This window comes from Falsiroseomonas sp. E2-1-a20 (genome assembly GCF_051433195.1).
GTDB lineage: Bacteria > Pseudomonadota > Alphaproteobacteria > Acetobacterales > Acetobacteraceae > Falsiroseomonas.
Genome location: NZ_JBHMFT010000013.1, coordinates 140,213 through 165,220 on the forward strand (window position 1 = coordinate 140,213; position 25,008 = coordinate 165,220).

26 protein-coding genes are annotated in these 25,008 nt (G+C 73.1%); 13 read left to right on the forward strand and 13 right to left on the reverse strand.

Annotated features, from left to right (window positions below; all coding sequences use genetic code 11):
• Positions 1-59: 59 nt before the first annotated feature.
• From ACFHPP_RS17115 to ACFHPP_RS17130, 4 genes are read left to right on the forward strand one after another with little or no spacing between them, the layout of a single operon-like run.
• Positions 60-791 (forward strand): cell division ATP-binding protein FtsE, encoded by a 732-nt coding sequence (locus ACFHPP_RS17115; protein WP_437164451.1) that lies wholly within the window; start codon positions 60-62, stop codon positions 789-791.
• On the forward strand, positions 784-1,650 hold the full coding sequence (locus ACFHPP_RS17120; RefSeq protein ID WP_437164452.1) for a cell division protein FtsX: 867 nt from the start codon (positions 784-786) through the stop codon (positions 1,648-1,650). The genes ACFHPP_RS17115 and ACFHPP_RS17120 overlap by 8 nt, the downstream gene beginning before the upstream one ends.
• Positions 1,647-2,276 (forward strand): YdcF family protein, encoded by a 630-nt coding sequence (locus ACFHPP_RS17125; RefSeq protein ID WP_437164453.1) that lies wholly within the window; start codon positions 1,647-1,649, stop codon positions 2,274-2,276. The genes ACFHPP_RS17120 and ACFHPP_RS17125 overlap by 4 nt, the downstream gene beginning before the upstream one ends.
• Before the next feature lie 55 nt (positions 2,277-2,331).
• Positions 2,332-3,102 (forward strand): lysophospholipid acyltransferase family protein, encoded by a 771-nt coding sequence (locus ACFHPP_RS17130; protein WP_437164454.1) that lies wholly within the window; start codon positions 2,332-2,334, stop codon positions 3,100-3,102.
• 218 nt (positions 3,103-3,320) lie between these two features.
• Here ACFHPP_RS17130 and ACFHPP_RS17135 read toward each other — a convergent pair whose 3' ends face one another.
• Both ACFHPP_RS17135 and ACFHPP_RS17140 read right to left on the reverse strand, forming a co-directional pair.
• Complete coding sequence (locus ACFHPP_RS17135; RefSeq protein WP_437164455.1) at positions 3,321-3,515, reverse strand: hypothetical protein; 195 nt, start codon at positions 3,513-3,515, stop codon at positions 3,321-3,323.
• Positions 3,516-3,953, reverse strand: a complete 438-nt coding sequence (locus ACFHPP_RS17140) for a gamma-glutamylcyclotransferase (protein WP_437164456.1) — start codon at positions 3,951-3,953, stop codon at positions 3,516-3,518.
• Positions 3,954-3,993: 40 nt separating this feature from the next.
• On the opposite strand from ACFHPP_RS17140, the gene ACFHPP_RS17145 reads away from it, so the two are divergent.
• From ACFHPP_RS17145 to ACFHPP_RS17160, 4 genes are all read left to right on the forward strand, one after another.
• Positions 3,994-5,097 (forward strand): DUF2125 domain-containing protein, encoded by a 1,104-nt coding sequence (locus ACFHPP_RS17145; RefSeq protein WP_437164457.1) that lies wholly within the window; start codon positions 3,994-3,996, stop codon positions 5,095-5,097.
• A gap of 129 nt (positions 5,098-5,226) precedes the next feature.
• Positions 5,227-5,655: a hypothetical protein gene (locus ACFHPP_RS17150; RefSeq protein ID WP_437164458.1), complete on the forward strand. Its 429-nt coding sequence runs from the start codon at positions 5,227-5,229 to the stop codon at positions 5,653-5,655.
• A gap of 60 nt (positions 5,656-5,715) precedes the next feature.
• On the forward strand, positions 5,716-6,384 hold the full coding sequence (locus tag ACFHPP_RS17155) for an ABC transporter ATP-binding protein (RefSeq protein ID WP_437164459.1): 669 nt from the start codon (positions 5,716-5,718) through the stop codon (positions 6,382-6,384).
• The gene (locus ACFHPP_RS17160; RefSeq protein ID WP_437164460.1) at positions 6,378-7,550 is read left to right on the forward strand and encodes an ABC transporter permease; all 1,173 of its coding nucleotides are present in this window, start codon (positions 6,378-6,380) and stop codon (positions 7,548-7,550) included. Before ACFHPP_RS17155 ends, ACFHPP_RS17160 begins: the two co-directional genes overlap by 7 nt.
• Here ACFHPP_RS17160 and ACFHPP_RS17165 read toward each other — a convergent pair.
• Both ACFHPP_RS17165 and ACFHPP_RS17170 read right to left on the reverse strand, forming a co-directional pair.
• On the reverse strand, positions 7,504-7,740 hold the full coding sequence (locus ACFHPP_RS17165; RefSeq protein WP_437164461.1) for a hypothetical protein: 237 nt from the start codon (positions 7,738-7,740) through the stop codon (positions 7,504-7,506). The genes ACFHPP_RS17160 and ACFHPP_RS17165 overlap by 47 nt on opposite strands.
• 53 nt (positions 7,741-7,793) lie before the next feature.
• Positions 7,794-8,192, reverse strand: coding sequence for a hypothetical protein (locus ACFHPP_RS17170; protein WP_437164462.1), 399 nt, complete (start codon positions 8,190-8,192; stop codon positions 7,794-7,796).
• A gap of 208 nt (positions 8,193-8,400) precedes the next feature.
• On the opposite strand from ACFHPP_RS17170, the gene ACFHPP_RS17175 reads away from it, so the two are divergent.
• Together ACFHPP_RS17175 and ACFHPP_RS17180 are read left to right on the forward strand one after the other, a co-directional pair.
• Entirely contained in the window at positions 8,401-9,861 is a 1,461-nt protein-coding gene (locus tag ACFHPP_RS17175) for a TolC family protein (RefSeq protein ID WP_437164463.1), read from the forward strand.
• On the forward strand, positions 9,861-12,152 hold the full coding sequence (locus tag ACFHPP_RS17180) for an HlyD family efflux transporter periplasmic adaptor subunit (protein ID WP_437164464.1): 2,292 nt from the start codon (positions 9,861-9,863) through the stop codon (positions 12,150-12,152). The genes ACFHPP_RS17175 and ACFHPP_RS17180 overlap by 1 nt, the downstream gene beginning before the upstream one ends.
• A 4-nt stretch (positions 12,153-12,156) precedes the next feature.
• On the opposite strand, the gene ACFHPP_RS17185 is transcribed toward ACFHPP_RS17180, so the two are convergent.
• Positions 12,157-13,542, reverse strand: coding sequence for an amidase (locus ACFHPP_RS17185; RefSeq protein ID WP_437164465.1), 1,386 nt, complete (start codon positions 13,540-13,542; stop codon positions 12,157-12,159).
• Positions 13,539-13,745, reverse strand: coding sequence for a hypothetical protein (locus ACFHPP_RS17190; RefSeq protein WP_437164466.1), 207 nt, complete (start codon positions 13,743-13,745; stop codon positions 13,539-13,541). The genes ACFHPP_RS17185 and ACFHPP_RS17190 overlap by 4 nt, the downstream gene beginning before the upstream one ends.
• A 105-nt stretch (positions 13,746-13,850) precedes the next feature.
• Here ACFHPP_RS17190 and ACFHPP_RS17195 point away from each other — a divergent pair, with 105 nt between their 5' ends.
• Positions 13,851-14,663, forward strand: a complete 813-nt coding sequence (locus ACFHPP_RS17195; RefSeq protein WP_437164467.1) for an aspartate dehydrogenase — start codon at positions 13,851-13,853, stop codon at positions 14,661-14,663.
• A 192-nt stretch (positions 14,664-14,855) separates the two neighbouring features.
• Here ACFHPP_RS17195 and ACFHPP_RS17200 read toward each other — a convergent pair whose 3' ends face one another.
• The 7 genes from ACFHPP_RS17200 to ACFHPP_RS17230 all read right to left on the reverse strand — a co-directional run bounded on the left by ACFHPP_RS17200 (position 14,856) and on the right by ACFHPP_RS17230 (position 23,547).
• The gene (locus tag ACFHPP_RS17200) at positions 14,856-15,365 is read right to left on the reverse strand and encodes a methyltransferase family protein (RefSeq protein ID WP_437164468.1); all 510 of its coding nucleotides are present in this window, start codon (positions 15,363-15,365) and stop codon (positions 14,856-14,858) included.
• Positions 15,366-15,654: 289 nt separating this feature from the next.
• Positions 15,655-16,317 carry a hypothetical protein gene (locus ACFHPP_RS17205; RefSeq protein ID WP_437164469.1) on the reverse strand — a complete coding sequence of 221 codons (663 nt, stop codon included), beginning with the start codon at positions 16,315-16,317 and terminating at the stop codon, positions 15,655-15,657.
• 59 nt (positions 16,318-16,376) lie between these two features.
• Positions 16,377-16,730: a hypothetical protein gene (locus ACFHPP_RS17210; protein WP_437164470.1), complete on the reverse strand. Its 354-nt coding sequence runs from the start codon at positions 16,728-16,730 to the stop codon at positions 16,377-16,379.
• Between the two features lie 74 nt (positions 16,731-16,804).
• Positions 16,805-18,958: a hypothetical protein gene (locus ACFHPP_RS17215; RefSeq protein ID WP_437164471.1), complete on the reverse strand. Its 2,154-nt coding sequence runs from the start codon at positions 18,956-18,958 to the stop codon at positions 16,805-16,807.
• Between the two features lie 3 nt (positions 18,959-18,961).
• Complete coding sequence (locus tag ACFHPP_RS17220) at positions 18,962-21,688, reverse strand: DUF4159 domain-containing protein (RefSeq protein WP_437164472.1); 2,727 nt, start codon at positions 21,686-21,688, stop codon at positions 18,962-18,964.
• Positions 21,689-21,692: 4 nt separating this feature from the next.
• The gene (locus tag ACFHPP_RS17225) at positions 21,693-22,550 is read right to left on the reverse strand and encodes a DUF58 domain-containing protein (RefSeq protein ID WP_437164473.1); all 858 of its coding nucleotides are present in this window, start codon (positions 22,548-22,550) and stop codon (positions 21,693-21,695) included.
• On the reverse strand, positions 22,543-23,547 hold the full coding sequence (locus ACFHPP_RS17230) for an AAA family ATPase (protein ID WP_437164474.1): 1,005 nt from the start codon (positions 23,545-23,547) through the stop codon (positions 22,543-22,545). Before ACFHPP_RS17230 ends, ACFHPP_RS17225 begins: the two co-directional genes overlap by 8 nt.
• 280 nt (positions 23,548-23,827) lie before the next feature.
• On the opposite strand from ACFHPP_RS17230, the gene ACFHPP_RS17235 reads away from it, so the two are divergent.
• Both ACFHPP_RS17235 and ACFHPP_RS17240 read left to right on the forward strand, forming a co-directional pair.
• Entirely contained in the window at positions 23,828-24,370 is a 543-nt protein-coding gene (locus ACFHPP_RS17235; RefSeq protein WP_437164492.1) for a DUF1285 domain-containing protein, read from the forward strand.
• A gap of 16 nt (positions 24,371-24,386) precedes the next feature.
• Entirely contained in the window at positions 24,387-25,004 is a 618-nt protein-coding gene (locus ACFHPP_RS17240) for an NUDIX hydrolase (RefSeq protein WP_437164475.1), read from the forward strand.
• The last annotated feature ends 4 nt before the right edge of the window (positions 25,005-25,008 follow it).

The following is a 25,008-nucleotide window of genomic DNA, read 5'->3' on the forward strand; positions in this document are numbered from 1 at the left end:
CGCCGCGCCCGGCGCGCAGCAATTTGGCGCCGCGCCCGGCGCGTGGCACACACCCCGCCATGGTTCGCTTCGAAGCGGTCGGTCTCCGCTACCCGGGCGGCGGCCCGCATAGTGGGTCCTGGGGGCCGGAGGCGCTGGTCGACGTGACCTTCGCCCTGCCCCAGGGGTCCTTCACCTGGCTGCTCGGCCCCTCCGGGGCGGGCAAATCCTCGGTGCTGCGCCTGATGCACCTGGCGCTGCGGCCGACGCGCGGCGAGGTCGAGGTGCTCGGCCTGCGCACCGCCCAGGCCAGGCGCGCCGCCCTGCCGCCGGTGCGCCGCCGCATCGGCGTGGTGTTCCAGGACTTTCGATTGTTGCCCTACCTGTCGGCCTTCGACAATGTCGCGCTGCCGCTGCGGCTCGCCGGGCAGCCGGAGGGCACGCTGCGCGGCGACGTGACGGAAATGCTGCGCTGGGTCGGCCTCGGCAACCGGGCCGACGCGCTGCCGCCGGAACTCTCAGGCGGCGAGCAGCAGCGCATCGCCATCGCCCGCGCCGTGGTGCACCGCCCGGCCCTGCTGGTGGCGGACGAGCCCACCGGCAACCTCGATACCCACCAGGCCCGCCGCCTGCTGGCCCTGCTGCGGGAGATGAACCGCCTCGGCACCACCGTGGTGGTGGCGACCCATGACGAGGATCTGGTCGCCCGCTTCCCGGCACCCTCCCTGCTGCTGCGGGACGGCCGCCTCCACGACCTCGACGCCGCGCGCGGACTGGACCAGGCGGATGCGGAGGAACAGCCGGATGGCTAGGCGCCGCCGCTACTCGCGCGACCCGCTCGGCCTGCGCCGGGCGCTGTCCGGCCTGCTGCTGCCCGGCCTGGTCGCCGCCATGGCGCTGCTGGCCGCCCTCGCCTTGGCCGGGGCGCAGGGCGCCGCGGGCCTCGCGGAGCGCTGGCAGCGTGGCGCCGCCGCCGCCGTCACCGTGCAGATCCCGGATTCCGACCCGGCCCGGACCGAGCGCGCGCTGGCGGCGCTGCGCGCCATGCCGGAGGTGGCGGAGGCCAGCGCGATGCCGCCCGAGCGCCTGGCCGCGCTGCTGCGCCCCTGGCTGGGCGATGCGCCGGCGCTGGCGGTGCCCGGCGTCATCGAGCTCCGCCTGCGCAGCGCGCTGACCGACCCGGTGCTGATCGGCGACCGCCTGTCCGGCCTGGTGCCCGGCGCATTGGTTGAGGCGCATGGGCTTTGGGTGCAACGGCTGGCGGCGCTGGCACGCAGCCTCCAGGCGATGGCGCTCGGCGTGCTGCTGCTGGTCGCGGTGGTCGCCGCCGCGGTGGTGGCGGTGGCGACGCGGGCCGGCCTGGCATCGCGCCGCAACGCCATCGAGGTGCTGCACGGCCTTGGCGCGCGGGACCGCGACATCGCCGGCCGCTTCGCCCGCCGGCTCGGCCTGCTGGCCGCCGCCGGCGCGCTGGCCGGCACGCTGGGTGCGGTGCCGGCGCTCGGGCTGCTGGCGAACCTCGCCGGGCCCTGGGTGGGCGCGGAGGGGCGGATGGACAGCCTGGCGGGGCTGCCCTGGCTCGGCCTGCTGGCGCTGCCGCCGGTTGCCTACCTGGTCGGCTGGGGCACCGCCCAGGCCACGGTGCGGCGCTGGCTGCGGCAACTGCCGTGAGGCGCTTCCTGCGGCTCGGCCTGGCCGCGTCGGTGCTGGCGCTGCTGGCGCTCGGCGCCGGCTTCCTCGGCTTCCTGTCGCAGGCCGCGGCGCCGGTGGCGGCCCCGGAGCGTCCGACGGATGCGATCGTGGTGCTGACCGGCGGATCGGACCGCGTGGAGACGGCGCTGCGCCTGCTGGAGGCCGGGCTGGCGCCGCGCCTGCTGGTCTCCGGCGCCAATACCGACCTGACCCTGGCGGAGCTGGCCCGCGCGCATGGCCGCGCCCCGGCGGCGCTGGAAGGCCGGGTCATCCTCGGCCGCATCGCCGCTACCACGCGCGGCAACGCGGCGGAGGTCGCGGACTACGCGCGGGCGCAGCGCATCGCCTCCATCCGCGTCGTCACCGCCGGCTACCACATGCCGCGCGCGCTGCTGGAGTTGCGCCGGGCCGCACCCGGCCTGCGGCTGGTGCCGCACCCCGTCACGCCGGCGGCGCTGCGCGCGGATGCGGAGGCGCCGCCCCGCGCCAGGGAGGTCTCGGCGATGCGGCGATGGACCCTGCTGCCCGGCGAGTATCTGAAGTATGTGGCGGCGGCGGCCGGACTCACGCGCTTCCTGCCGGCGAAGGAGCAGGCCCTGCCATGACGTCGACGCCCTGGATTTCCAACCTGCCGCGCCGGGTACGTCCATGAGCCGGGCGATGCTCTGGGCCAGGTCCCTGCTGTTCAACCTGCTGTTCTTCGGCATCACCGCCGTGGTCTCGATCGCCACCATCCCGACCCTGCCGATGTCGCGCCGGTCCACCCTGTGGATGACCAAGCTGTGGGCACGTTGGGTGATCTGGGCACTGCGCTGGTCCGTGGGCGTGACGGTCGAGATCCGCGGATGGGAGAACCTGCCGCCCGGCGGCGTGGTGATCGCGGCGAAGCACCAATCGGCCTTCGACACCATCATCTGGCTCAGCCTGCTGGAGGAGCCGGCCTATGTGATGAAGAAGGAATTGCTGCGCATCCCGCTGTATGGCTGGCACGCGCGCAAGGCCGGCATGATTCCGGTGGACCGCGAAGGGGGTGGCGCGGCGTTGCGCAACATGCTGCGCGCCGCCACCGCCCGCGTCGCCGCCGGCCGCCAGGTGGTGATCTTCCCGGAAGGCACACGCACCCCGGTCGGCCAGCGCGTCAGCTACCAGCCGGGCGTGGTCGCCATCGCCGCCGGCACCGGGGCGCCGGTGGTGCCGGTGGCGACCGACAGCGGGCGGGTCTGGGGCCGGCGCCATTTCATCAAGCGTCCGGGCATGATCCGCATCTCCGTGCTGCCAGCGCTGCCGCCCGGCCTGAACCGGGCACGCCTTCTGACGGCGCTGGAGACGCAGATCGAGGGAGAGACCGACCGCCTGATGGCGGAGCCGCAGGCCGGGCCAATCGCTGCGATTCCAACAGGTCAGCCCGCTGTGGATAAATCTGTGGACTGACTCTGCCGTAGCGCGGCAGCCGCGCCAGCCAAGTCCCTGTTCTGCCGCTGAATCCGGCATCGGGGTTTATGTTGTTGTTGCGCCGCCGCTTGTCTGGAACTCGGGCAAGTCACTGATATCAATGAATTTGTTGACCGCCCTTCGCCACCAGCCGTGGATCGGCTTCCGCCTTGTCCCCGCGCTTCCGCTGGTCGCGACGCTGGGCCGCGAACGGTGGATTAATCTGCGGAGATCTGTGGGCCGGCCTGCGCCGGGGCGGGCAGCAGCGCGGCGATCCGCGCCAGGCCGGCATCGCGGACGCCCATCTCCGCCAGATGCTGGATGGTGTTCAGCAGGTAGTCGCGATTGGCACCCATCTGGCCGACGCCGCGGCCGATCGCCGCCGCCGCCGCGGCGGTATCCAGCGACCGCACCTAAAGCCGGCAGTCCCGGTTCGCGACATAGGTGACCGCCGGCACCGTGCCGGCACCGGGGCCGTGCCGCGGCGCATCCAGCCGGCGCACCCGCAGCACCCGGCGGTGGTACACCACCTCCGCCCCATCCGGCAGTTCGCGGTCATCGAGGTAGCGCAGCACCTCGGCCGCCGCGGCACCCGGCACGCGGAACAGCACGCCGCGACAGGCGCCGCCGCGATCCAGCCCCAGCACCAGCCCCGGGGCTTCCGGCGTGCCGCGGTAGCGGTGCGACCACAGGCAGAAGCGGCGATGGAACCCGCTGAGCAGCGCCGGATGGCTGCCCTCATGCGCGAAACCCGGCCGCCAGATCAGCGAGCCATAGCCGAACACCCACAGCGCGCCGTCATGCAGCGGTACCGGGATTTCGCGAACTGCGAGGGAGGAGAAGGTCTGCACGGGCGGGTCGCTTCGGGCTATAGCTGCGGGCGGAATGGAAATGAAGAGCTCTGGCCCCAGTGGTGGCCCCAAGCGAGGGCCGCGGCGGCGGCCGATCGGGCCGCGCCTGGCGCTCGGCGCCCTGCTGGCGGTGCTGGCGCTGGGTGCCGGCCATGCGGTGCTGTGGCGCATCATGGCGGGGCAGTTGGAGGCCGGGCTGGCCACCTGGGTGGAGATCCGGCGCGCGCAGGGCTGGCGCGTGGAACACGCGCCGCCGGTCCGCGGCGGCTGGCCGTTCTCCGCCACCCTCAGCCTCGGCGCGGTACGGCTGGAGGGTGGCGCGGCGACCCTGCCGGGCGGCGTGGCGCTGGAGGCGGAGCGCGTCGTGCTGCGCGTCACCCTGCCGCGCCTGAACCAGCTGCGGGTGGAGATGCCCGGCGCGCAGCGGCTGCGCCTGGACGGCGCGGAGTGGCGCTTCGCGGCGGATGAACTTGTGGCGCTGGTCCCGCTCGAAGCCGACACGCCGCCGCGCGAGGCGGTGGTGCTGGCCGGGCGCCTGCGGCTCGCCACCCCCGCCGGGCCGATGGAGGTGGCGAGCCTGCGGTTTTCCGCCGCCGCCACCGCCACCGCCACGGATGACGAAGCGGCGCTGCAACTGAGCCTGGAGGCCGCCGCGATCGACCTGCCGATGCCCCCGGGCGCGGCCAACCCGGTCTTCGGCCGCCGCATCGAATCCCTGGCGGCGGAGGCGGCGCTGAGCGGCCCGGTGCCGCCCGGCCGCGTGCCCGCGCGGCGCGCGGAAGCCTGGCGCGACGGCGGTGGCTCCTTCGAATTGTCGCGCCTGGCGGTGCAGTGGGGCCCGGCGCAGGTGGCGGCGGCGGCGACGCTGGCGCTGGACGAGGCGCTGCAACCGATGGGGGCCGGCAGCCTGCGCGTGACCGGCGCGAACGAGGCGTTGCAGGCCCTGGCCGATGCCGGGCTGGTCGGCCGCCGCGCCGCCGGTACCGCGCGCATCATGCTGCCGCTGATGGCCCGCCCCAACGCCGCCGGCGCCACCGAGATCGAGGTGCCGGTGACGCTGGAGGACCGCACCCTGGCGCTGGCCCGCATCCCGGTGCTGCGCGTGCAGCCCTGGATCTGGCCGGCCGCCGAGCCGCGGCGCTGATGCGCGAAAGTTAAACCCGGGCCTATGGCCGCCAAAGGTCATTCAACCTGGAGGCAAACAAAATTGCGTCCTACTCTCCCTGTGTCGGAGGGCGGCACCCGCACCCTCCCATCGCAAGGAACCGCCGAGATGACCCGCCTGACCTCCGCCGCCCGCACCCTGGCCCGCCGCACCCTGGTGGCCGGCCTCGCCGTCGCCCCCCTGCTGGCGCTGGCGCCGGCCCCCGCCGAGGCGCAGTCCGCCACCTGCCGCGGCCGCGTCTTCATCGACTCGGTGTACCAGACGGGCCTGGGCGGCAACCGCTACGAATACTTCGTGCAGATCCGCAACGGCACGCCCGCCGCGCTGACGGCGCAGCTGAACTTCGCCGGCTTCGGCCACACCGTCACCCTGTTCAGCCCACAGCTCGCCGGCATCGCGCTGGGCCCGAATGCCAGCCAGACCATCCGCTTCGGCAACGGCACCAACGGCAACATCAACATGGGCACCGTCACCGTGACCTACGACGCACCCGCCGGCAGCGGTCGCCCGACGGTCGCCGTCAACAACTGCCGCTGAGCATGTCGCGGCCGGACGGCGCGGCACCCCTGCCCCGCCGACCCCGGCCGTAGCGCCCTCATGCTGGAACTGGTGGATATCGGCCGGTCCTTCAGGGTCGGCCCGGGCGAGATGCACATCCTGCGGCACCTGTCGCTGACGGTGGCGGCCGGGCAGCTCGTCTCCATCATGGGCGGGTCGGGGTCGGGCAAGACCACGCTGATGAACATCATCGGCCTGCTCGACAAGCCGACCAGCGGCCAGTACCGCATCGATGGCCAGGACGTGCTGCGCGCGGAGGCGCGCGAGCTTTCGCGCCTGCGCAACCGCCTCATCGGCTTCGTCTTCCAGTCCTTCTTCCTGCTGCCGCGGCTGAACGCCTGGCGCAACGTGGCGCTGCCGCTGATGTATCGCGGCACGCCGGAGGGCGAGGCACGGGCGCGCGCCATCGCCATGCTGGAACGCGTCGGCCTCGGCGAGCGGACGGAACACATGCCGGCGATGCTGTCCGGCGGCCAGAAGCAGCGCGTCGCCATCGCCCGTGCCCTGGTCGGCGAACCCCGCGTCATCCTGGCGGACGAGCCGACCGGCGCGCTCGACCCGAAGGTGAGCCAGGAGATCATGGAGCTGTTCCTGGAGCTGAAGCGCGAATACGGCGTGCTGATCCTGATCATCACCCACGACCCGGGCGTCGCCGCGCAATGCGAACGCCAGGTGGTGCTGGCCAATGGGGTGCTGTCCGAATGCTGAGGCGTGTGATCGCCGAGGCCGCCGCCAATCTGCTGGCGTCCCGCCAGCGATCGGCGCTGGCGCTGCTCGGCATCGTCATCGGCGCCGCCGCCGTCATCGCCATGCTCAATGTCGGCGCCATCGCGCGCAACGAGACGGTGCGGCAGTTCCGCCAGCTCGGCACGGACATCCTGACACTGCGCGTCGATGGCACCACCGGCATGGGCAGTTTCCAACTGGCCGATGTGGAAGCCGTGCCGCGGGAGGTGCCGATGGTGGCGGAGATCGCGCCCTTCGTCATCGGCGGCGGCAGCGTGGGGCATGAGGGGCAGGTCGGCAACGGATCGCATCTCGGCGTCACGGCCGCCTTCGCGCGCGTCTCCCGCCTGCGCATGCAGGGCGGGCGCTTCATCTCGGACCTCGACCGCTACGAGCTGTATGCGGTGGTCGGCGATGGCCTGGCGCGGCAGTTGTCCACGCCCTACGCGCCGCTGCGCGTGGGCTCGAACCTGCGGATCGGGCGCTATGTCTTCGCCGTCATCGGCATTCTCGACCCGGTGCTGCAAAGCCCGATGATGCCGGTCGACATCGACAGCACGCTGTTCGTCTCCATCCCCAATGTCCGCCGCATCATGTCCAACCCCGCCTTGTCCATGGCCATCGCGCGGATGCGGCCGGAGGCGGATGCGGACCAGACGACGGCGCAGATCGAGCGCTACTTCGCGCCGAAACTGCGCGACGCCGTGCTGTCCGTGCAATCCGCGCGGCAGCTCATCGCCGGCATGCAGAGCCAGATGCAGCTGTTCACCCTGCTGCTCGGCGCGGTGGGCGCCATCGCGCTGGCGCTCGGCGGCGTCGGCGTGATGAACATCATGCTGGTCTCCATCGCGGAGCGGCGACGGGAGATCGGCGTGCGGCTGGCGATCGGGGCCGAGCCCGGCGACATCCGCACGCTGTTCCTGGCGGAGGCGGTGCTGCTGTCGGTGACCGGCGGCGTCCTCGGCATCTTCCTCGGCATCGCCGGCGCCTGGGCCTTCGCCTGGCTTTCGGGGTGGGAGTTCGTGATCTCGCCCACCGCGGCACCGCTCGGTGCCGGCGTGTCCGTCGCCGTCGGCATCTTCTTCGGCTTCTACCCCGCCGTCATGGCATCCCGCCTCGATCCGATCGAGGCGCTGCGGGCGGAGTAGCGTCCGGGTCGGGCAGGCTGATCGGCGCCTCCCCGGTCGGCTCGGCGATGGCGGGCACCGGCAGGGCGGCGGCGGGCTCCATGCTGGCGGAGATCGGCGGCGCGGTCAGCACCGCCGGCGTGCCGCAGGCGGCCAGCAGCAGGGCAGACACACCGGCGAGGGCGCGGCAGGCCTGTGCTGCCCCCCTCACCCAACCCTCTCCCCCCCAGGCGGGGGGAGAGGGCTTCGGCCCGGTGCGGATGGTCAGGTCCGGATCGAGCAGGAGGTGACGCGCAGCGTCACGCGGCTGCCCTGCATGGAGCCGCTGATGGCCGACAGGCTGGTGGCGGTCGAGCGCTCGCCGGCATTGGCGTTGTCCACGCGGATCTGGGTCAGGGCGGTGCCCTGGCCGCCGCCGCGCTGGACCTCGATGCTGACATCGTAGCGCAACCGGGTATGGCTGGTGTTGGTGATGACGACGCGAAGCGGCTGGCCCGGGTTGTCCTGGACGATGCTTTCCAGCCGCAGGCGGCAGACCTGCACCGAGGAGTGGTGCCAGGTGCGGGCCGACTGGTTCCACTCATGCGCCTGGGCGCTGGCGCCGGTTGCCGTCACCGCCGCCAGGGCCAGTGCCGCGGTGGCCAGTTTCGTCACGATACGCATGATGCGCTTCCTCTCTCCGGGCAGGCCTTGTTGGCGCCCTGACGAATGGCAAGCTGCACGCTTTCCACTACTGCGACAATTCGGATACCTTCAATACGCGCCATAGGGAGTACCTTTGTATTCCTGTTGAGCGCCGCATTGCTGCCCAGACCCAGGCGATGTGATACTCGCCCCCTGGTTGAGCCGGGCAGTCAGGAGGGGCCTCAAGGTGGGAATTCGCGTTGTTGCGGGCCTCGGCGTGCTGCTGGTGCTGCTGGCCGGACCCGCCGCGGCACAACCGGCCCGCAGCGCCACGCCACGCCCCCCCGAAGGCTCCGTCGCCCTGACCCTGCCGGAGGCGGTGTTCCTCGGCCTGCGCAACAACCGCGGCATCCGCGGCGACTACCTGCAACGCATCGCCGACCGCTTCGCGCTCCGCGTCGCGGAAAACAGCTTCGCGCCACGGCTCAGCATCGCCGGCGACATCGGCCGCAGCCGCAATGCCGGGGTCAACGTGACCCAGGCCGGCCTCGGCCCGGTGGTCAGCGTGGACACGCCGACGGGCGCGCGCTTCACCATGTCCTGGCTGGCGACGCAGACCAACGTGCGCGGCCAGACGCCGCAGGCGCCGTCCCAGATCGGCTTCCAGGTGGAACAGCCGCTGCTGGCCGGCGGCGGCATCGACTACGCGATGGCACCCCGCCGCATCGCCCGCATCTCGGAACAGGGTGCCAAGCTGCGGTTGCAGGCGCAGGTCATCGACCAGATCTCGCAGATCATCGTCGCCTACCGCGCGCTGCTGCAAAGCCAGGAACAGCTGCGCATCGCCGGCGACAGCCTGCGCCGCGCACGCGAGCTGGTGGAGGTGAACCGCGCGCTGATCTCGGCCGGCCGCCTGGCGCAGGTGGAACTCATCCAGTCCGAGGCCAGCATCGCGCAGCAGGAGTTGCAGTTGATCGGCGCGCAGAACGCGGCCAATGCGGCCCGGCTGTCGCTGCTGGTGCTGATGGGCATCGACCCGGCCTCCCCGGTCTGGGCCAGCGAGCGGCCGGCGGCACCTGCCGTGCGCATCGACCTGGACCGGGCGCTGGCCACGGCCTACGCGAAGCAGCCGGGCTTCCTGTCCACCATGCTGGCGATCGAGGTGAACCGCATCAACCTCGACATCGCGCGCAACCAGCGGCTCTGGGATGTCTCCATCGTCGCCAGCACCGGGCAGCAGGCGTTGCGGTCCCAGGTGCTGGACACCATCGGCGCGCTGTCCACCGTGCGGTCCGACTTCAACATCGGGCTCCGCGTCAACATCCCGATCGGCGTGCTGTCGCGCGAACAGCAGGAGGTCAACGCGACCGTCGCGCTGCGGCAATCGGAAGTCGCCGCCGAACAGGCGCGCGACACGGTGCGTGCCCAGACCGAGAACGCTGTCCGCACCATCGAGGCGCAGCGCCGCCAGGCGCAGCTTGCCGCCCGCGCGCGGCAGCTGACGGCGGAACAGCTTTCGGCCGAACTGATCAAGCTCCAGGCCGGGCGGTCCAGCAACTTCCAGGTGGTGTCCTTCCAGACCGCGCTGCAGCAGGCGGAAAGCGCGGAACTCGCCGCGGTGATCGCCTATCTCAACGCGCTGACGGCGATGGACCAGGTGCTCGGCACCACGCTCGAGACCTGGCGCATCAGCCTGAACGAGCCCTGATGGACGGCGCCGCCTCGCCCGAAGCCGCGCGCCTCGCGGCGCTCGAACGCTACGCCATCCTCGACACGCCGCCGGAGGCCGCCTTCGACGATGTGGCGCGGCTGGCGGCGGCGCTGACCGGCTGCCCGATGGCCTATGTCGCGCTGCTGGATGCCGGGCGGCAATGGCTGAAGGCAGCGCACGGCTTCGACGCCGCGCTGCTGACCTGCGCCCGCGGGCACGCCCTCTGCAACGACACCATCAAGGCGCGCCACCTGCTGGTGGTGCCGGACCTGGCCGCGCATCCTCGCTACGCGGATTATCCCACCGTCACCGGCCATCCCTTCCTGCGCTTCTATGCCGGCGCGCCGCTGATCTCCGGGGACGGTTTCGCGCTCGGCACGCTCTGCGTCGTCGACGTGGTGCCGCGCGACCTGGCGCCGGCGCAGCTCGAGGGTCTCGGGCTGCTGGCGGCGCGGGTGGTGACGGAGCTGGAGCTGCGCCGGCGGATGCTGGAGCTGGACGCGGCGCATGCGCGCCTCGCGACGTCGGAGGACGAACTCCGCGCGACGCATGACCGGCTGGACCTCGATTTCCGCGCGGCGATGGATGGGCTGACGGATGGCGTGCTGACGCTGCGCAGCGACGGTGCCGTCACCGCCATCAACGGCGCCGCCGCCGCGATGCTGGGCACCCGGCCGGACGCCGCTGCCGGCGCCACGCTGCAATCGCTGCTGCCGGAGGATGGCTCGGCGGACGACCTGCTGGATGCGATCCTGGCGCCGATCGGCCAGGAGGCGCCGGTGCCGCGCCGGACCGTGGTCTTCGCCGGGCGGCGCATCTCGGTGGCCAGCCGCGCCTATCGCATGCGCATCGGCCCGCAGCAGGGGCGGCTCGGCGTCACCGCCAGCCTCACCGACGTGACGGAGACGGAGCGGCTGGCCGAGGCCGAGGCGGCGCTCAGCCGTGATCTCGCCGACCAGCATCGCAAGTTGCAGACCGCCTACCTGCAACTGGAACAGGGCGCGGTGCGGGCGCAGCTCGTCGCGCGCCGCGTGCGGCTGGCGCGGCTGGCCGGTGCCGCGGGCGTCGCCGCGCTGCTGCTGGCGACCGGGGCCTATGCCTGGCTGCCGATGCCCTCCGGCTGGGGCGGCGACGTGCAAAGCTCGGACGGCGCGCAGCCCATCGCCGTCTCGCCGCGTCCGGTCACCTCCCGCATCGCGGTGGTGGGGATGCTGGATGCGGGGTCGCTGGTCAGCGTCGTCGGGCCGTTCGACGGGCTGGTGCAGGAAAGGCTGTTCCAGTACGGCGGCCAGGTGGAACGCGGTGCGCCGCTGCTGCGGCTGAACCTGGGCGAGGTCGAGGTGCGGCTGCGCGATGCCCGCAGCGCCGAGATCCGCGCCCGCCAGCGCGTCGCGGAACTTCGCGGCTGGGAAACCGGCTTCGAGGTGGCGCGCGCCCGCCGCACGCTGGCCGCGGCCCGGCTGGAAGCCGCCGACATCGCGGCGCGGGCGGCGCAGACCCGCATGCTGCTGTCGCGCGGCATCATCGCGGCGGATGAACACCGCGCCCTGGTGCAGCAGCAGCGGAACCAGCAATTGCAGGTGCAGGCGGCGGAGAACGACCTGGAGGCGACGCTGGCGCGCGGCGACCCGCAGACGCTGCGCGTCGCCGAACTCGAACACCTGAATGCCGAGGCCAAGGTGCGCGAACTGGAATCGGATGTCGCCAACGCCACCGTGCTGGCGCCGGTCTCCGGCGTGGTGCTGATGCCGCCCGAGGGCGCGGGCGGACGGCGGGCGGAGACCATCGAGGCCGGGTCGCGCGTGCAGCGCGGCCAGACCATGTTCACCCTCGGCGCGCTGGAAAGCTTCCGGGTGCGGGCGATGGTGGACGAGATCGACGTGAACAACGTCCGCGTCGGCCAGAAGGTCAGCGTCACCGGCGATGCCTTCGGCGGGCTGGTGCTGGAAGGCCGCGTCACCAGCGTCGCGGCGCAGGCCGGCGGCGAAGCCTCCTCCCGCACCGGCATGCCGACCTTCCCGGTGGTGGTGGCGGTGGAGAACCTGGCGGAGGACCAGCGCCGGCAACTGGCGGTCGGCATGTCCGCCAGCCTGTCCATCATCACCTACGACAAGCCGGACGCGCTGGTGGTGCCGCCGCATGTCGTGCAGGATTTCGGCGCCGGCCGCGTGGTCCGGGTGCGCCGCGGCGGGCAGGACCAGGTCGTGCCCGTGGTGCTGGGCATCAACACGCCGGACGGCGTCGAGATCCGCAGCGGGTTGCAGGCGGGGGACCTGGTACTGCCCTGAGTTTCTACTCGGCCCGCCTCGCCCGCCAGGACGTCGCGCGTTCGAAGGCGTGGCCGGCGCGCAGCACCAGCGCATCCTCGAAGGGCCGGCCGATGATCTGGGCGCCGACGGGCAGGCCACCCTCCCCGAACCCGGCGCAGACCGTCATCGCCGGCTGGCCGGTCAGGTTGAAGGGGATGGTCAGGCCGGGGGATTCCAGGCTGGCGAACTTGCCCACGGTCTCGATCACCGGGGCCTCGGCCACCTGCGCCGCGGTCAGCAGCAGGTCGCATTCCTGCATCGCCGCCGTCACCGCCGCCGTCAGCTCCCGCCGCCTCCGCTGCGCCTGGATGAAGTCCGTGGCCGAGACCAGGGACGCCAGCGCCAGCCTTTCGCGCAGGAACTCGCCGTATTCGCTGAAGCGGGCGCGCAGCCAGGGCTCATGCACCGCCAGCGCCTCCGACATCAGGATCACCCAGCCGACGGCGTTGAAATCCATCAGCGGCGGCAAGGTCACGTCGCGCACCGTCGCACCCTCGGTGCGCAGCACATCCGCCAGGTGGTCCACGCCGGTGCGGACGGCGGCGGAGGCGACCACGTCACGCTCGTGGAAATGCCGGATGACACCGATCCGCAGGCCCTTCACGCCACCGGACAAGCCGCTGAGCAGGTCCGGTGCTGGACGATCGGCGGAGGATGGGTCCTCCGGGTCGTGCCCGGCCATCGCCTGCAGCAGCAGCGCGCAATCCTCCGTGGCCCAGGCCAGAGGTCCGGCGGTGTCCAGGCTGTAGGCCAGCGGCAGGATGCCGACGCGGCTGCACAGGCCGAAGGTCGGCTTGATGCCGGCCAGGCCGCACAGCCCGGCCGGGCCCCGGATCGAACCGCCGGTATCGCTGCCCGTGGCGCCCAGCACGATGCCCGCCGCCAGCGCCGCGGCGCTGCCGGTGGAGGACCCGCCGGTGAAGCGCGTGGTGTCCCAGGGGTTGCGCGCCGGCGGCCAGGGCAGGTCGAAGGAGGGGCCGCCCCAGGCGAATTCATGCGTCGCCGTCTTGCCCACCATCACCGCGCCGCCGCCGCCCCAGGCGCGCACCGTGGCGGCATCCCGCTGGGGCACGTGGTGTTCCAGGATGCGGGAGTGGCCGGTGGTGGGGATGCCGGCGGTTTCGTAGATGTCCTTGTGCCCGATCGGAATGCCATCCAGCGGGCCGAGCAGCCCGCCCTGCATCTGCCGCGCCTCGGCGGCCTGCGCCTGGGTGCGCGCCACCTCCGGCGTCAGGCGGATGAAGGCGTGCAGGTCCGGGTTGCGGCGCTCGGCCTTCTCCAGCGCGATCTCCGCCAGTTCCACCGGCGAGACTTTTCGCGCCGCGATCAGCCGCGCGGCCTCGGCCAGGCTCATGGGCAGATCGCTCATGCGCGCGGGCCCCTCGGCGCGAAGACGGTGGCCGGCTCGACCTCGACGCCGCCCTGCGGCCGCAGCCGGTCGGTGGCGGCGGCCAGGTGGCGGGAGGCGGCGTGGATGCTGGCCCGCTGGTCCGGCGTCAGGGTCAGGCCGGCGCGGGCGATCAGCGCGTCGAACAGCGGCTCGGGCATCGGGTCGGGCATCTGGTCAGGCATCGGGGGCCTTCCTTCGTGGATGGCGGCGAGTGTCACGCCCGAAGCCTCTCCCGGCAAGCCGCCCCGCATGCTACCGGCGGGCCTCGCAATTCAGGGGATCGGGACATGGCACGCGAACTCACGGTCGGCATCGGCGGGCTCGGCGCCATCGGGCTGCATCTGGCGCGCACGCTGGACCAGGGGGTGGAGGGGCTGCGCCTGGTCGCCGTCGCGGGGCGCGACCAGGCCAAGGCCCGCGCCAACATCGCCGGCTTCCGCAACCCGCCGGAGCTGGTGGCCCTGCCGGACCTCGCCCGCCTCGCCGATGTGGTGGTGGAGGCGGCGCCGGCCGCGGTGTTCGAGCAGATCGCCATCGCCGCCATCGAGGCCGGCCGCATCTTCGTGCCCTCCAGCGTCGGCGCGCTGCTGCCGCGCATGCACCTGATTGAACGCGCCCGGGCGACCGGCGCGCGCATCATCGTGCCGACCGGCGCGCTGCTGGGCCTCGATGCCGTGCGGGCGGCGGCGGAGGGCGAGGTGGCGACGGTGACGATCGAGACCCGCAAGCCGCCGCGCGGCCTGGTCGGCGCACCCTACCTCGACCAGCAAGGCATCGACGTGACGGCCATCACCACGCCGACGCTGGTGTTCAAGGGCAATGCCTACGACGCCGCGCAGGGTTTCCCGGCCAATGTGAACGTCGCCGCCGCGCTGGCCCTGGCGGGCATCGGGCCGGAACGCACCATGGTGGAGATCTGGGCGGACACCAACGTGACCCGCAACACCCACACCATCCGGGTGGAGGCCGCCAGCGCCCGGCTGACCATGACCATCGAGAACGTCCCGAGCGAGGAAAACCCGCGCACGGGCAAGATCACCCCGCTGTCGATCCTGGCCTGCCTGCGCGGCCTGACCAGCACGTTGAAGGTGGGAAGCTGATGTCCTGACGCCGACATTGGCCCGTTGGATCAAACAGGTCGCGCGACAGGGGGATGTAGAGCGAGGGGCGGCCCATCCAAACCGAGAGGTCTTCAAGCAGACGCTGTTCGGCGTTGGCGAGGTTCGGCGGATGCACGAAGCGACGGGTGAAGCGCCGGATGGCGGCCTCCTTGTCCATCCGGCCATGGCGGGTCATGCCCGGCCGAACCATCGCGCGGTGCGCTTGCTGTAGGCATCCCAGCTCGCGCCGAACAGCGCCGCCAGATGCGCCTCCTCCCGCCGGATGGCGAGGCGGGTGACCGCCAGCGCTGCCAGAAGCGCCGCGGGCAGGAACCATGGATTGGCGAAGGCCAGCGCGGCGCCTGTCATGGCCATGGTGTTGCCGAGGTAGATCGGGTTGCGCGACCAGGCGAAGGGTCCCGTGCTGACCAGCGCCGTCGCAGCGCGGTGCGGCAGGATGTTCGCGCGATGACGCGACATCGTCACCATGGCCGCGATGTCGAGCGCAAGCCCCGCAAGCAACACCGCCCAGCCCAGAGCCGCCCAGATCGGGGCGCGCAGCCAGTCGGGCCCGGGCAGCACGAAGTCCAACCCCACCGCCGCAAGCGCCGCCGTCCCGAACAGGATGGGAGGCCAGGGGATGCGGTTGGGGGCGCGGAGCACGCCCGGACCTGCTTGATCCTCCGCGCCGGAACCGGTCACGACGCGGGCGCTTCTTCACTCAGCATCGCCCGCCGCATCCAGGCCGTCCTTTCATGGCTCGCGATGCGCTGGGTCAGCAGGTCTGCCATGCCCGGATCCCCGGCACCTTCTGCGATACTCAGCGCCGCCTTGGCGCCGGCTGGCACGGCGAGGTGACCATCGATGGGCTGGCGAAGCTCGAGAGAGGGGCCCGGGTCATGGTTGCTGGCCAGCGCCCGGCCGGCAGCCTGAACCAGGGATGCACGCGCGCCGGACTCCCCGAAGCGTGGACGCAGGACCTGCAAAAGCTTTAACGGCGGACGCGGCGCCCGGGCGCAGCAGGCGCCTCCGGGGGCGTGGCCCCCGCCGGGCGCCCGGCATCGAAGCCGAGGAAGCCGATCTCAGGCCGCGGCGCGCCGCCATTGCCGGCCCAGAGCTGGGCGCCCACGGCACTTGCGGCCGGCGTCGCGGCCAGGGCGGGCGGCGCCTGCAGCGGTGCGCGCGGCGCGGCGGGTCGGGCCGTTGGCGTGCTCAAGGAGGGTCGCGGGCCGGCGGCGACATCCTCGGCACTCGGCGCTGCCGCCGGGTTGCGGGTGCGGTCGCGGGCGGACAGCAGGTAGAAGGCGATCTCGTTGCGCCCCTGGTCCACCGCGGCGTCGAGCGGCGACAGGCCGAGCGCGTTGCGCGCCTCGATATTGGCACCACGCGCCACCGCATCCCGCGCCGCGGCAATGTCGCCGCGCGAGATCGCATCGAACAGCGCGGCGTTCGGCGCCAGGCTGCCGGGCGTCTGCCGCGGGATCGGCGCCGGGGCATTGCGCGAGGTCAGGCCCGGCAGGGCCGGGGCGGCGGCACGGGGTGCCGTCGGCTGGTCCGCCGGCCGGACGATGCCCTGGGCCTGCACCGCCGCGGGGGCGAGCAGGGTCGGAAGGATCAGGACGGTGCCCAGCAGGGCGAGACGATTGAGGCGCATGGCGCGGACCCTAGGCATTTTCACGCTCCCTAGGAAGGGCGGCGAGCGGGGATTGCGGCTCAGCAGCCCTCGCCGCGATAGGTGAAGGTCTCCACCCGCCCGTTGCGGATGGCGAAGGTCTGCTCGCAGCGCAGCTCCGCCACGCTCGGCACCGAAGGCCAGTAGCCCAGCGAGGGGCCCCAGGGGCCGGGGCCATAGCCGAGGAAGGGGCTCGGCGGCGCCACCGGCACGGTGCGGCGCTGCTCGAACAGCAGGAAGCGCCGGCCGTCGGCCTCATGGACCCGCACCGGGACGCCGAGGGCGGCGACCAGGTCGCCCTCCGTGCGGCCGACGAAGGTGGACAGCCGCTGGTCCAGGGTCGGCCCCTGGGCGCAGGCGGCAAGCAGGGCGAGCAACGGGAGGGCGCGGAGCATCTGGGCCATGTCGCAGCATGTTGGGCCTTCGCCGGCGCCGGTCCAGCGCGACGCCCTTCACCATCCCGCGCGGCTCAGCGCCCCTCGCGCCGCCAGGCCAGCAAGGCGAGGCCGAGCACCAGCGGCAGCGCCAGCCAGGGCGGCAGCAGCGGCAGGGCGGTGATGCCGGTGACGGTGTGGTCGCCGTTGCGGCGCAGGCCGATCCAGCCCGGCCCCTGCGCATCCCGGCCGAGGCCGACGCGGCGCAGTTCCGGCACCGCCGGCACGCCCTCCGCCCCCAGCCAGCGCACGCCGCCGCCGGTCGCCGCCACCAGCGGGCGCAGCGGCGCGGCATCGGCGCGCAGGTCGGCGACCTCCATCGGGTTCGGCGCGTCGGCGGCGGCGAAGGCGGTGCGACGGCCGTCGCCGGCCTGCCAGACCCCCGCCTGCATCGCCGGCATCTCCACCACCGCGCGCCCCGACCCGCGCTGCGCCGGCGTGTGGCGCGACAGGCTGCCATCGGGCGCGGTGACGGTGATCTCGGGCGCGGCGCCGGGTTCCAGGGAGCGCCGTACCACGGTCAGCGAGCCGTGCTCGATGCGGGCGGTGAGGTCCTCCTCCTCCAGCTCCGGCTCCTTCATGGTCCAGTGCGCGATGCGGCGCAGCAACTCCTGCTGCGGGCCGCCGCCATCATGGCCGCGCGACCACAGCCAGATATGGTCGGACAGCACCAGGGCGACGCGACCCTCCCCCACCCGGTCCAGCACCATCAGCGGCGCGCCGCCTGGGCCCTGCATCACGGTGCTGCCGGCGCGGGCATCGGCACGCAGCGCGCGGTACCAGCGGCCCCAGGTGGCGTCGGCCAGCGCCGCGCCCTCCGGCGTGAAGCTGTTGGCGCCGGGCAGGTTTTCCGTCACCGGATGCCGCGCGCCGAGTTCGGTGACGTAGGGCCGGAACGGCTGTTCCAGCAGCGCCGCCTGCGCCGCGCCCATGCCGGTCGGCGGTCGCGCCGGCAGGATCTGGCCGAGTGGCGTCGAGGCGAGGCTGGTCGGCCCGGCGAATTCCGGCCCGACCGAAAGCAACAGCGCGCCGCCGTCCCGCACATAGTCGGCAATGTTGCGCAAATAGATGGGCGGCAGCAGGCCGCGATTGCCGAAGCGGTCGAAGATGATCAGGTCGAATTCGCGCAGCTTCACCTGGAACAGCTCGCGCACCGGGAAGGCGATCAGCGCCAGTTCGTGCAGCGGCGTCAAATCGTCCTTTTCCGGCGGCCGCAGGATGGTGAAGTGCACCAGGTCGACATTCGGATCGGCCTTCAGCAGCCGCCGCCAGGTGCGCTGCCCGGCATGCGGCTCCCCGCTCACCAGCAGCACCCGCAGCCGGTCCCGCACGCCGTTGATGGCGACGACGCTGCGGTTGTTGAGGTCGGAGACCTCCCCGGGACGGGTCTCCGCGGTGATCTCCACCACGGTCGGGCCGCCGCGCTCGATCGGCACGGAAATGCGATGCTCGCGGCCGACCGGCACCGATTCGACGCGCGGCGGCTGGCCGTCGCGGCGGATGGTCAGGCGGGCGGCGCCACCCGCATCGGCCGGCGCGCCGAGATCCTCGACCACCACGCGCAGTTCGACCGGCCGGCCGACGATGCCGAAGCCCGGCGCCTCGATGATGCGGATGCGGCGATCCACCTCGCCCTCCGCGCCCGGCAGCAGCAGATGGAAGGGCGCGTCGAGCGCCGGGGCCTCCGGCAGGTCGTGCACCTGGCCGTCGCTCAGCGCCATCACGCCGGCGAGGCGGGCGCGCGGGATGTCGGCCAAGGCGCGTTCCATGGCGGTATGGAGCCGGGTGCCCTGGTTGCCGCCTTCCGGGACTTCCACGGTGCGCAGTTCAAGGTCCGGCAGGCGGCGGGCGCGGGCCTCGATCTCGTCGCGGGCGGCGGTGATCTGGGTGGGGCGGGCGTTCAGGCCGGCGCTGTCGCTGCGGTCCACCACCAGCAAGGCGATATCCGGCCGCGTCGCCCGTGTTTCTTCCACCAGGCGCGGATTGGCCAGCGCCAGCAGCAGCGCGGCGAAGGCGAGCGCCCGGAACCAGGCGCCGCGCGCCGGTTGCCAACGCCGTGCGCCACCGGCTTCAGCCTGCCAGCGCAGCACGGCGGGCAGCAGGGCGAGCCCGGCCAGGATGCCGAGCCCGGCCAGCAGCCAAAGTGGGATGACAGGCGCAAAATCAATCCCGGCGAGGGCCTGGTTCACGGGCTAATTCCCCAGCCGTTCGAGGATGGCCGGCACATGCACCTGGTCGCCCTTGTAGTTGCCGGTCAGCGCGTACATCACGAGGTTGGTGCCGAAGCGGTAGGCCAGGACGCGCTGCCGGGTGCCGCCGGGGATCGCCGCATAGGGGTTGTTGCCGCGCGCATCGATGGCCCAGGCGGAGGCCCAGTCATGCCCGCCGATGATGACGGGGCTGACGCTGTCATTCGCCCGGTCCTGGTCGCGGGCCACCCAGACCGTGCCGCCGGCGAAGCGGCCCGGCAGTTCGGGCAGCAGGTAGAAGGCGCGCTTCAGCACGTGATCCTCCGGCACCGGCGCCAGCGGTGGCACGGTGAGGTCCCGCGTCAGCCGGCGCAGGGCGGCGCGCGAACCCGGCGCGTAGCCCTCGCCCGAGCCCTCGTCGCGGGTGTCGAACAGGATGATGCCGCCATTGCGCATGAAGCCGTTCAGCGCGGCCACAGCATTGGCGCCGGGTTGCGCGGACTCGCCCGTCACCGGCCAGTACAGCAGCGGAAAGAACGAAAGATCGTCCTGCCCCGGCTGCACGCCGACCGGTTCGGCCAGCGCCGCGGCGGTGCGGCGGTTGACGAAATCGGACAGGCCAACCAGGCCGGCGCGGCTGACCTCGTCCACCTGCGCATCGCCGGTGACGACGTAGCCCAGCCGCGTCGCCAGCGCCTCGCCGCCATCCTGTGCGAGGGCCGGGGTCGTGGCGACCAGCCCGAGCAGCACCGCCCCCGCCAGTGCTTTCCGCGGCCGCGCCAACACGCCGCGCAGCAGCAGCGACAGCAGCAGGTCCACCACCAGCAGCAGCATCGCCGCCGCCAGCAGCCAGGGGCCGAGGTCGCGTTCCGCCGGCACGCCGCCGATGGCGCGCACGGCGGTGCCCGGCGGCAGCGCCGCGGCCGGGCGTGGCGCGGGCACGCCGGCGCCCAGGTTCAGCGCGCGGCGATGCGCCGCCTCGCCGCCCCGCCCGCTGCCATACCAGCCGGGCGGATGCTGCGGCGAAGGCGCCTCGGCCTCCACGCGCGCGGCGGAGACCGGCTGCGCGCCCGGTGGCGGCGGGCCGAGCTGGCCGAAGCCATCCAGCGTTTCCATCGGGGCCAGCGGCGCCTCTCCCTCGTTGCCGGCGACCCCGGCGGACAGCGCGACCAGCCGGCGCAGCATGTCCACGAACAGGCCGGACAGCGGCAGGCTGGACCATTCGGCATTGGCGGTGACGTGGAACATCACGATCCGCCCGGCGCCGCGGGTCTCCCAGGTCACCAGCGGCGTGCCATCGGCCAGCCGCGCCCAGGTCCGGCCACTGAGCTGCGCCGAGGGCGTCGCCAGCACCTGGCGTTCCACGGTCACCTCCGGCGGCGGCAGCAGGCCCTGGAAGGGCGAGCCATCGGGGAAGGGCGCCAGCGCCTGCGGTCGTTCCCAGGACAGCGCGCCACCCAGTTGCCGTTCCCCGGCGCGCAGCGGCACCGGCAGCAGGCCGTCCGGGCTTTCCGCCAGTCGCGGCCCGGCGAAGCGGATCAGCGTGCCGCCGGCCTCGATCCAGGCGATCAGCTGGTCCCGCTCCGAGCCCGGATCCACCGGCCGGTCGGCCAGGACCAGCACGGAGAGACGCCGCGCCAGCAATTCGTCGACGCTGCCGCGACGCAGTTCGGCATGCGGCGCCAAAGCGCGGTCCAGGTAGAACAGCTCGCCGATCAGCGGCACGTCGGCGGCGGTCGCCTCGCCGCCGGCGATCAGGCCGACGGGCCGGCGCCGGAAGCGCTCGTCCAGCAGCACCGTGGCATTGGCGCCGGCGACGCCGTCGAGATCGAGGCGCACCACCTGGTTGCGGATCTCGATCGGCAGGGGCAGCGCCGCCTCGGCCTCGGTCGCGCCGGCCGGCACCGGGATGGCGGCGCGGGCCAGGGTGCGGCCATCGCCGGTCCGCGCCAGCACCACGGCTTCCGACGCAACTGGAAGGGGCGTGGTGCGCAGCGCGATGACAAGCTGGTCGGCCTCGGCGCGCGGCGGCGGCAGCAGGCGGGTGGGGCGACCCTCGCTGCGCGCCACGGTCAGCGCGCCGCCGGCGGCCAGCGCCTCGGCCAGGGGGCGGAAGGCGTCGGCCTCCACATGCTCGATCCCGTCCGCGACATACAGCGCGCCGAAGCCGCCGGGGTGCTGCGTGCGCCAGGCGGCCAGCGCGGCCTGCGCCGCGGCGCGGTCCGGAGCCCAGGGCTTCGGGCGCAGCGCCACCAGCCGGCCGCGCAACTCCTCGGCCGGCATCAGGCCGGTGATGCGCGGCGCGTCGGGCAGCGCCGGGGGGGCGGTCAGCAGCAGGGCGGTGCGGCGGCCTTCGCGCGCGGCGGCATCCAGTTCCGCCTCGGCGGCGGCCATGCGGTCCGGCCAGTCGGCGGCGGCGGCCCAGCCATCGTCGATCGCGATCAGCAGCGGCCCGTCGCCACCCGCGCCGGTCCCCGGCCCCCAGATCGGCCGTGCCAGGCCGAGGATCATCAGGGCGGCCGCCGCCAGTCGCAGCGCCAGCAGCCACCAGGGCGTGCGGGCCGGGGTTTCCTCCGGCGCCGGCATGTCCCGCAGCAGGCGCAGCGCCGGGAAATCCTGCCGCTTCGGCGCCGGCGGCGTGATCCGCAGCAGCCACCACAGCACCGGCAACGCCGGCAGCGCCAGCAGCAGCCAGGGGGCGGCGAAGGTCAGGGCGCCCAAGGTCAGCATGGGCTCATCCCGGCGCCAATCGCTGGTGCAGCGCCAGCAGTGCCGCTTCCGGCGGCTGGTCGGTGCGGTGGCTTGCAAAGGTCCAGCCGGCGGCGGCGGCCAGCGCGGCGAGGCCTTCCCGGTGCCGGGCGACACGCTCGGCATAGATCGGCCGCACAGCTTCCACCCGAGGCACCAGCGCGCCCTCCAGCCCCGCGGTCACCCCTTCGAAGCGGATACGCCCGGCATAGGGCAGGGTTTCCTCCGCGGGGTCGATCACCTGCAGCAGATGGCCCCGCACCCCCTGCCCCGCCAGACGGCTGATGGCGCGGCGCGTCTCCTCCAGCGGATCCCAGAAATCGCCGAACAGCACGGCGCGGGCGTGGCGCGCGATGCGCGGATCCTCCGGCCTCGGCGCGATTCCGGCCATGCCATCGGCGATCTGCGGCAGGGCGCCGCGGCCGGCATAGGGGCGCGGCAGGCCGAACAGCCGCACCCTTTCCCCGCCGCGCAGCAGCAGCGCGGCCAGGGCCAGCAGAAGCAATTCGGCGCGCATGCCCTTCTCCGGCAGGTCGCGGTTGCTGCGCCAGGCCATGCCGGCATCCGCGGCACGCCACAGCGCCACGGTCTGCGCCGATTCCCATTCGGTCTCACGGATGAACAGCCGGTCCGACTTGCCGGATTGCCGCCAGTCGATCCGGTTGACCTGGTCGCCGGCGACGTAGGGCCGGAACTGCCAGAAGGCCTCGCCGGGGCCGGAGCGGCGGCGGCCATGCACCCCCGGCATCACCGTGGCGGCGACCCGTTCGGCCTGCACCAGAAGCGGCGGCAGCCGGGCGCCGAGCTGTTCCGCCCAGGGAACCGTGAGGCGCGCCTTAACCAAGCTGCGCCTTCAGCACATCCAGCACCTCGCCCAGCCGCACGCCATCGGCGCGGGCGGAAAAGTTCAGCGCCATGCGGTGCCGCAGCACCGGCTCCACCAGCGCCTTCACATCCTCGACACTCGGCGAAAGCCGCCCGTCCAGCACCGCCCGCGCCCGGGTCGCCAGCATCAGCGCCTGGGCCGCGCGCGGGCCGGGGCCATAGGCCAGGTGGCGGCGCACATCCTCGATCTCGGTCGTCTCGGGCCGGGCGCTGCGCACCAGGCGGAGAATCGCCTCCAGCACCTGCTCGCCCACCGGCAGCCGGCGGATCAGCAATTGCGCGGCGGCGAGTTCCTGCCCGGTCATCGCCGGGGCCGCCTTCGCCTCCCGCGCCCCGGTGGTCGCCAGCAGCATCGCGCGTTCCGCGGCGAGGTCGGGGTAGGTGACGTCGATCTCCAGCAGGAAGCGGTCGAGCTGGGCTTCCGGCAGCGGGTAGGTGCCCTCCTGCTCGATCGGGTTCTGCGTCGCCAGCACGTGGAAGGGCAGCGGCAGGGCGTGCACCTCGCCTGCGATGGCCACCTTCTGCTCCTGCATCGCCTGCAGCAGCGCCGATTGGGTGCGCGGGGAGGCGCGGTTGATTTCGTCCGCCATCAGCAACTGGCAGAAGATCGGCCCCTTGATGAAGCGGAAGCTGCGCTTGCCATGCGCATCCTCCTCCAGCACCTCCGACCCCAGGATGTCGGAGGGCATCAGGTCGGGCGTGAACTGCACCCGGCGGGCATCGAGGCCGAGCACGGTGCCCAGCGTCTCCACCAGCTTGGTCTTGCCGAGGCCGGGCACGCCGACCAGCAGCAGGTGGCCGCCCGACAGCAGGGTGATGAGCGTGCGCTCCACCACCGTTTCCTGCCCGAAGATGACACGGCCGACACCTTCGCGCACCCGCGCCAGCCGCGAGGCCAGGGAATCGGCCTCGGCGAGCAGAGTTTCCGCCTCGGCGCTGTCCGCTACTTCCACCATGCGGGTCGGGCTCCCTATATGCGTCACATCCGATATGGGCAGAGTATCCACGCCGCCCATCCCGGATGCCACATCGCAGTGCATCAAAGTGTAAGATGCCGCGAGCGGCGGAGAGGCAGCCCGGGCCGATTGGCCCGCGGCACAAGCTGGGGGTGCGGAAGGGCGGATGAGCGAAGCACGACCCGACGGAGCGCGGGTGGCCGGAGGCTTGCCGGTCCAGGCGCCAATGTCCCGCATGAGCAAGACCGATTCTCAGAAATCGGGTCCCGCCAAGGCCCGGATGCCGCCGCTCAGACATGATTGCGGCGAATTCTCGATGCGGATCGCCAAGGATGGCAGCTGGCACTACCGCGGCAGCCCGATCGGCCGGAAGGAGCTGGTCTGCCTGTTCGCCTCCGTCCTGAAGCGGGAGGCCGATGGCAGCTTCTGGCTGGAGACGCCGGTGGAGCGCGGCCGGATCGAGGTGGAGGACGCGCCCTTCGTGGCGGTCGAGATGTGGTGGCGCACCTGCGCCGACCCCTTCGCCCCCACCCCGGAACCGCGGCAGTGCCTGACCTTCCGGACCAACCTGGACGAGATGGTGACCGCCGATGCGGACCATCCCATCCGGGTGGCCATCGACCCGCGTACGCGGGAGCCGCGGCCCTATGTCACGGTGCGCCCGGGGCTCGAGGCCCGCATCAACCGCGCGGTGTTCTACGAACTGGTGGCGCTGGCCGAACCGGAAACGGTCGAGGGCCGGTCGGTGCTCGGCGTCTGGTCGCAGGGCGTGTTCTTCCCGATCGACGAGACCCCCGCGGCGCATTGCCAGGCGGCGGAGTGATCGCGCGACGCCACCGATGAGCCTGTCCCTTCCCAGCCGGCAGGAGATCGCGGCCCGGCTGGCCGACCCGGCGGTGATGGCACGCGCCGGCGCCACCGCCTCCGACGATGCGGAACACTGGCTGGCCGCGGAACGGCCGGGCGGGCCGGTGCCGGCGGCGGTGCTGGTGCCGATCACTTGGCATTCCAATACCCCCGGCGTGCTGCTGACCCTGCGGTCCAGCCGCCTGTCCTCCCATGCCGGGCAGGTCGCCTTCCCCGGCGGCCGGATCGAGCCGGGCGAGACCGCCGAGGCCGCGGCGCTGCGCGAGGCGGCGGAGGAGGTCGGGCTGGACCCGCGCCTGCCGCGCATCCGCGGCACGCTGCCGGACCACATGACCGGCACCGGCTACCGCGTGACCCCGGTGGTGGCCTTCCTCGACCCGCCCTTCAACCTGACGCCGGACCCCTCCGAGGTGCAGGCGATCTTCGAATTGCCGCTGTCCGTGCTGATGGACCCGGCGGCGCCGATGCGGCGCAGCACCGAATGGCGCGGCCGGATGCGGGACTACTGGGTCTGGCCGCATGACGACCACCTGATCTGGGGCGCCACCGCCACCATTTTGGTGAATCTGGCCCGCGTGCTGCGCGATTGAGACG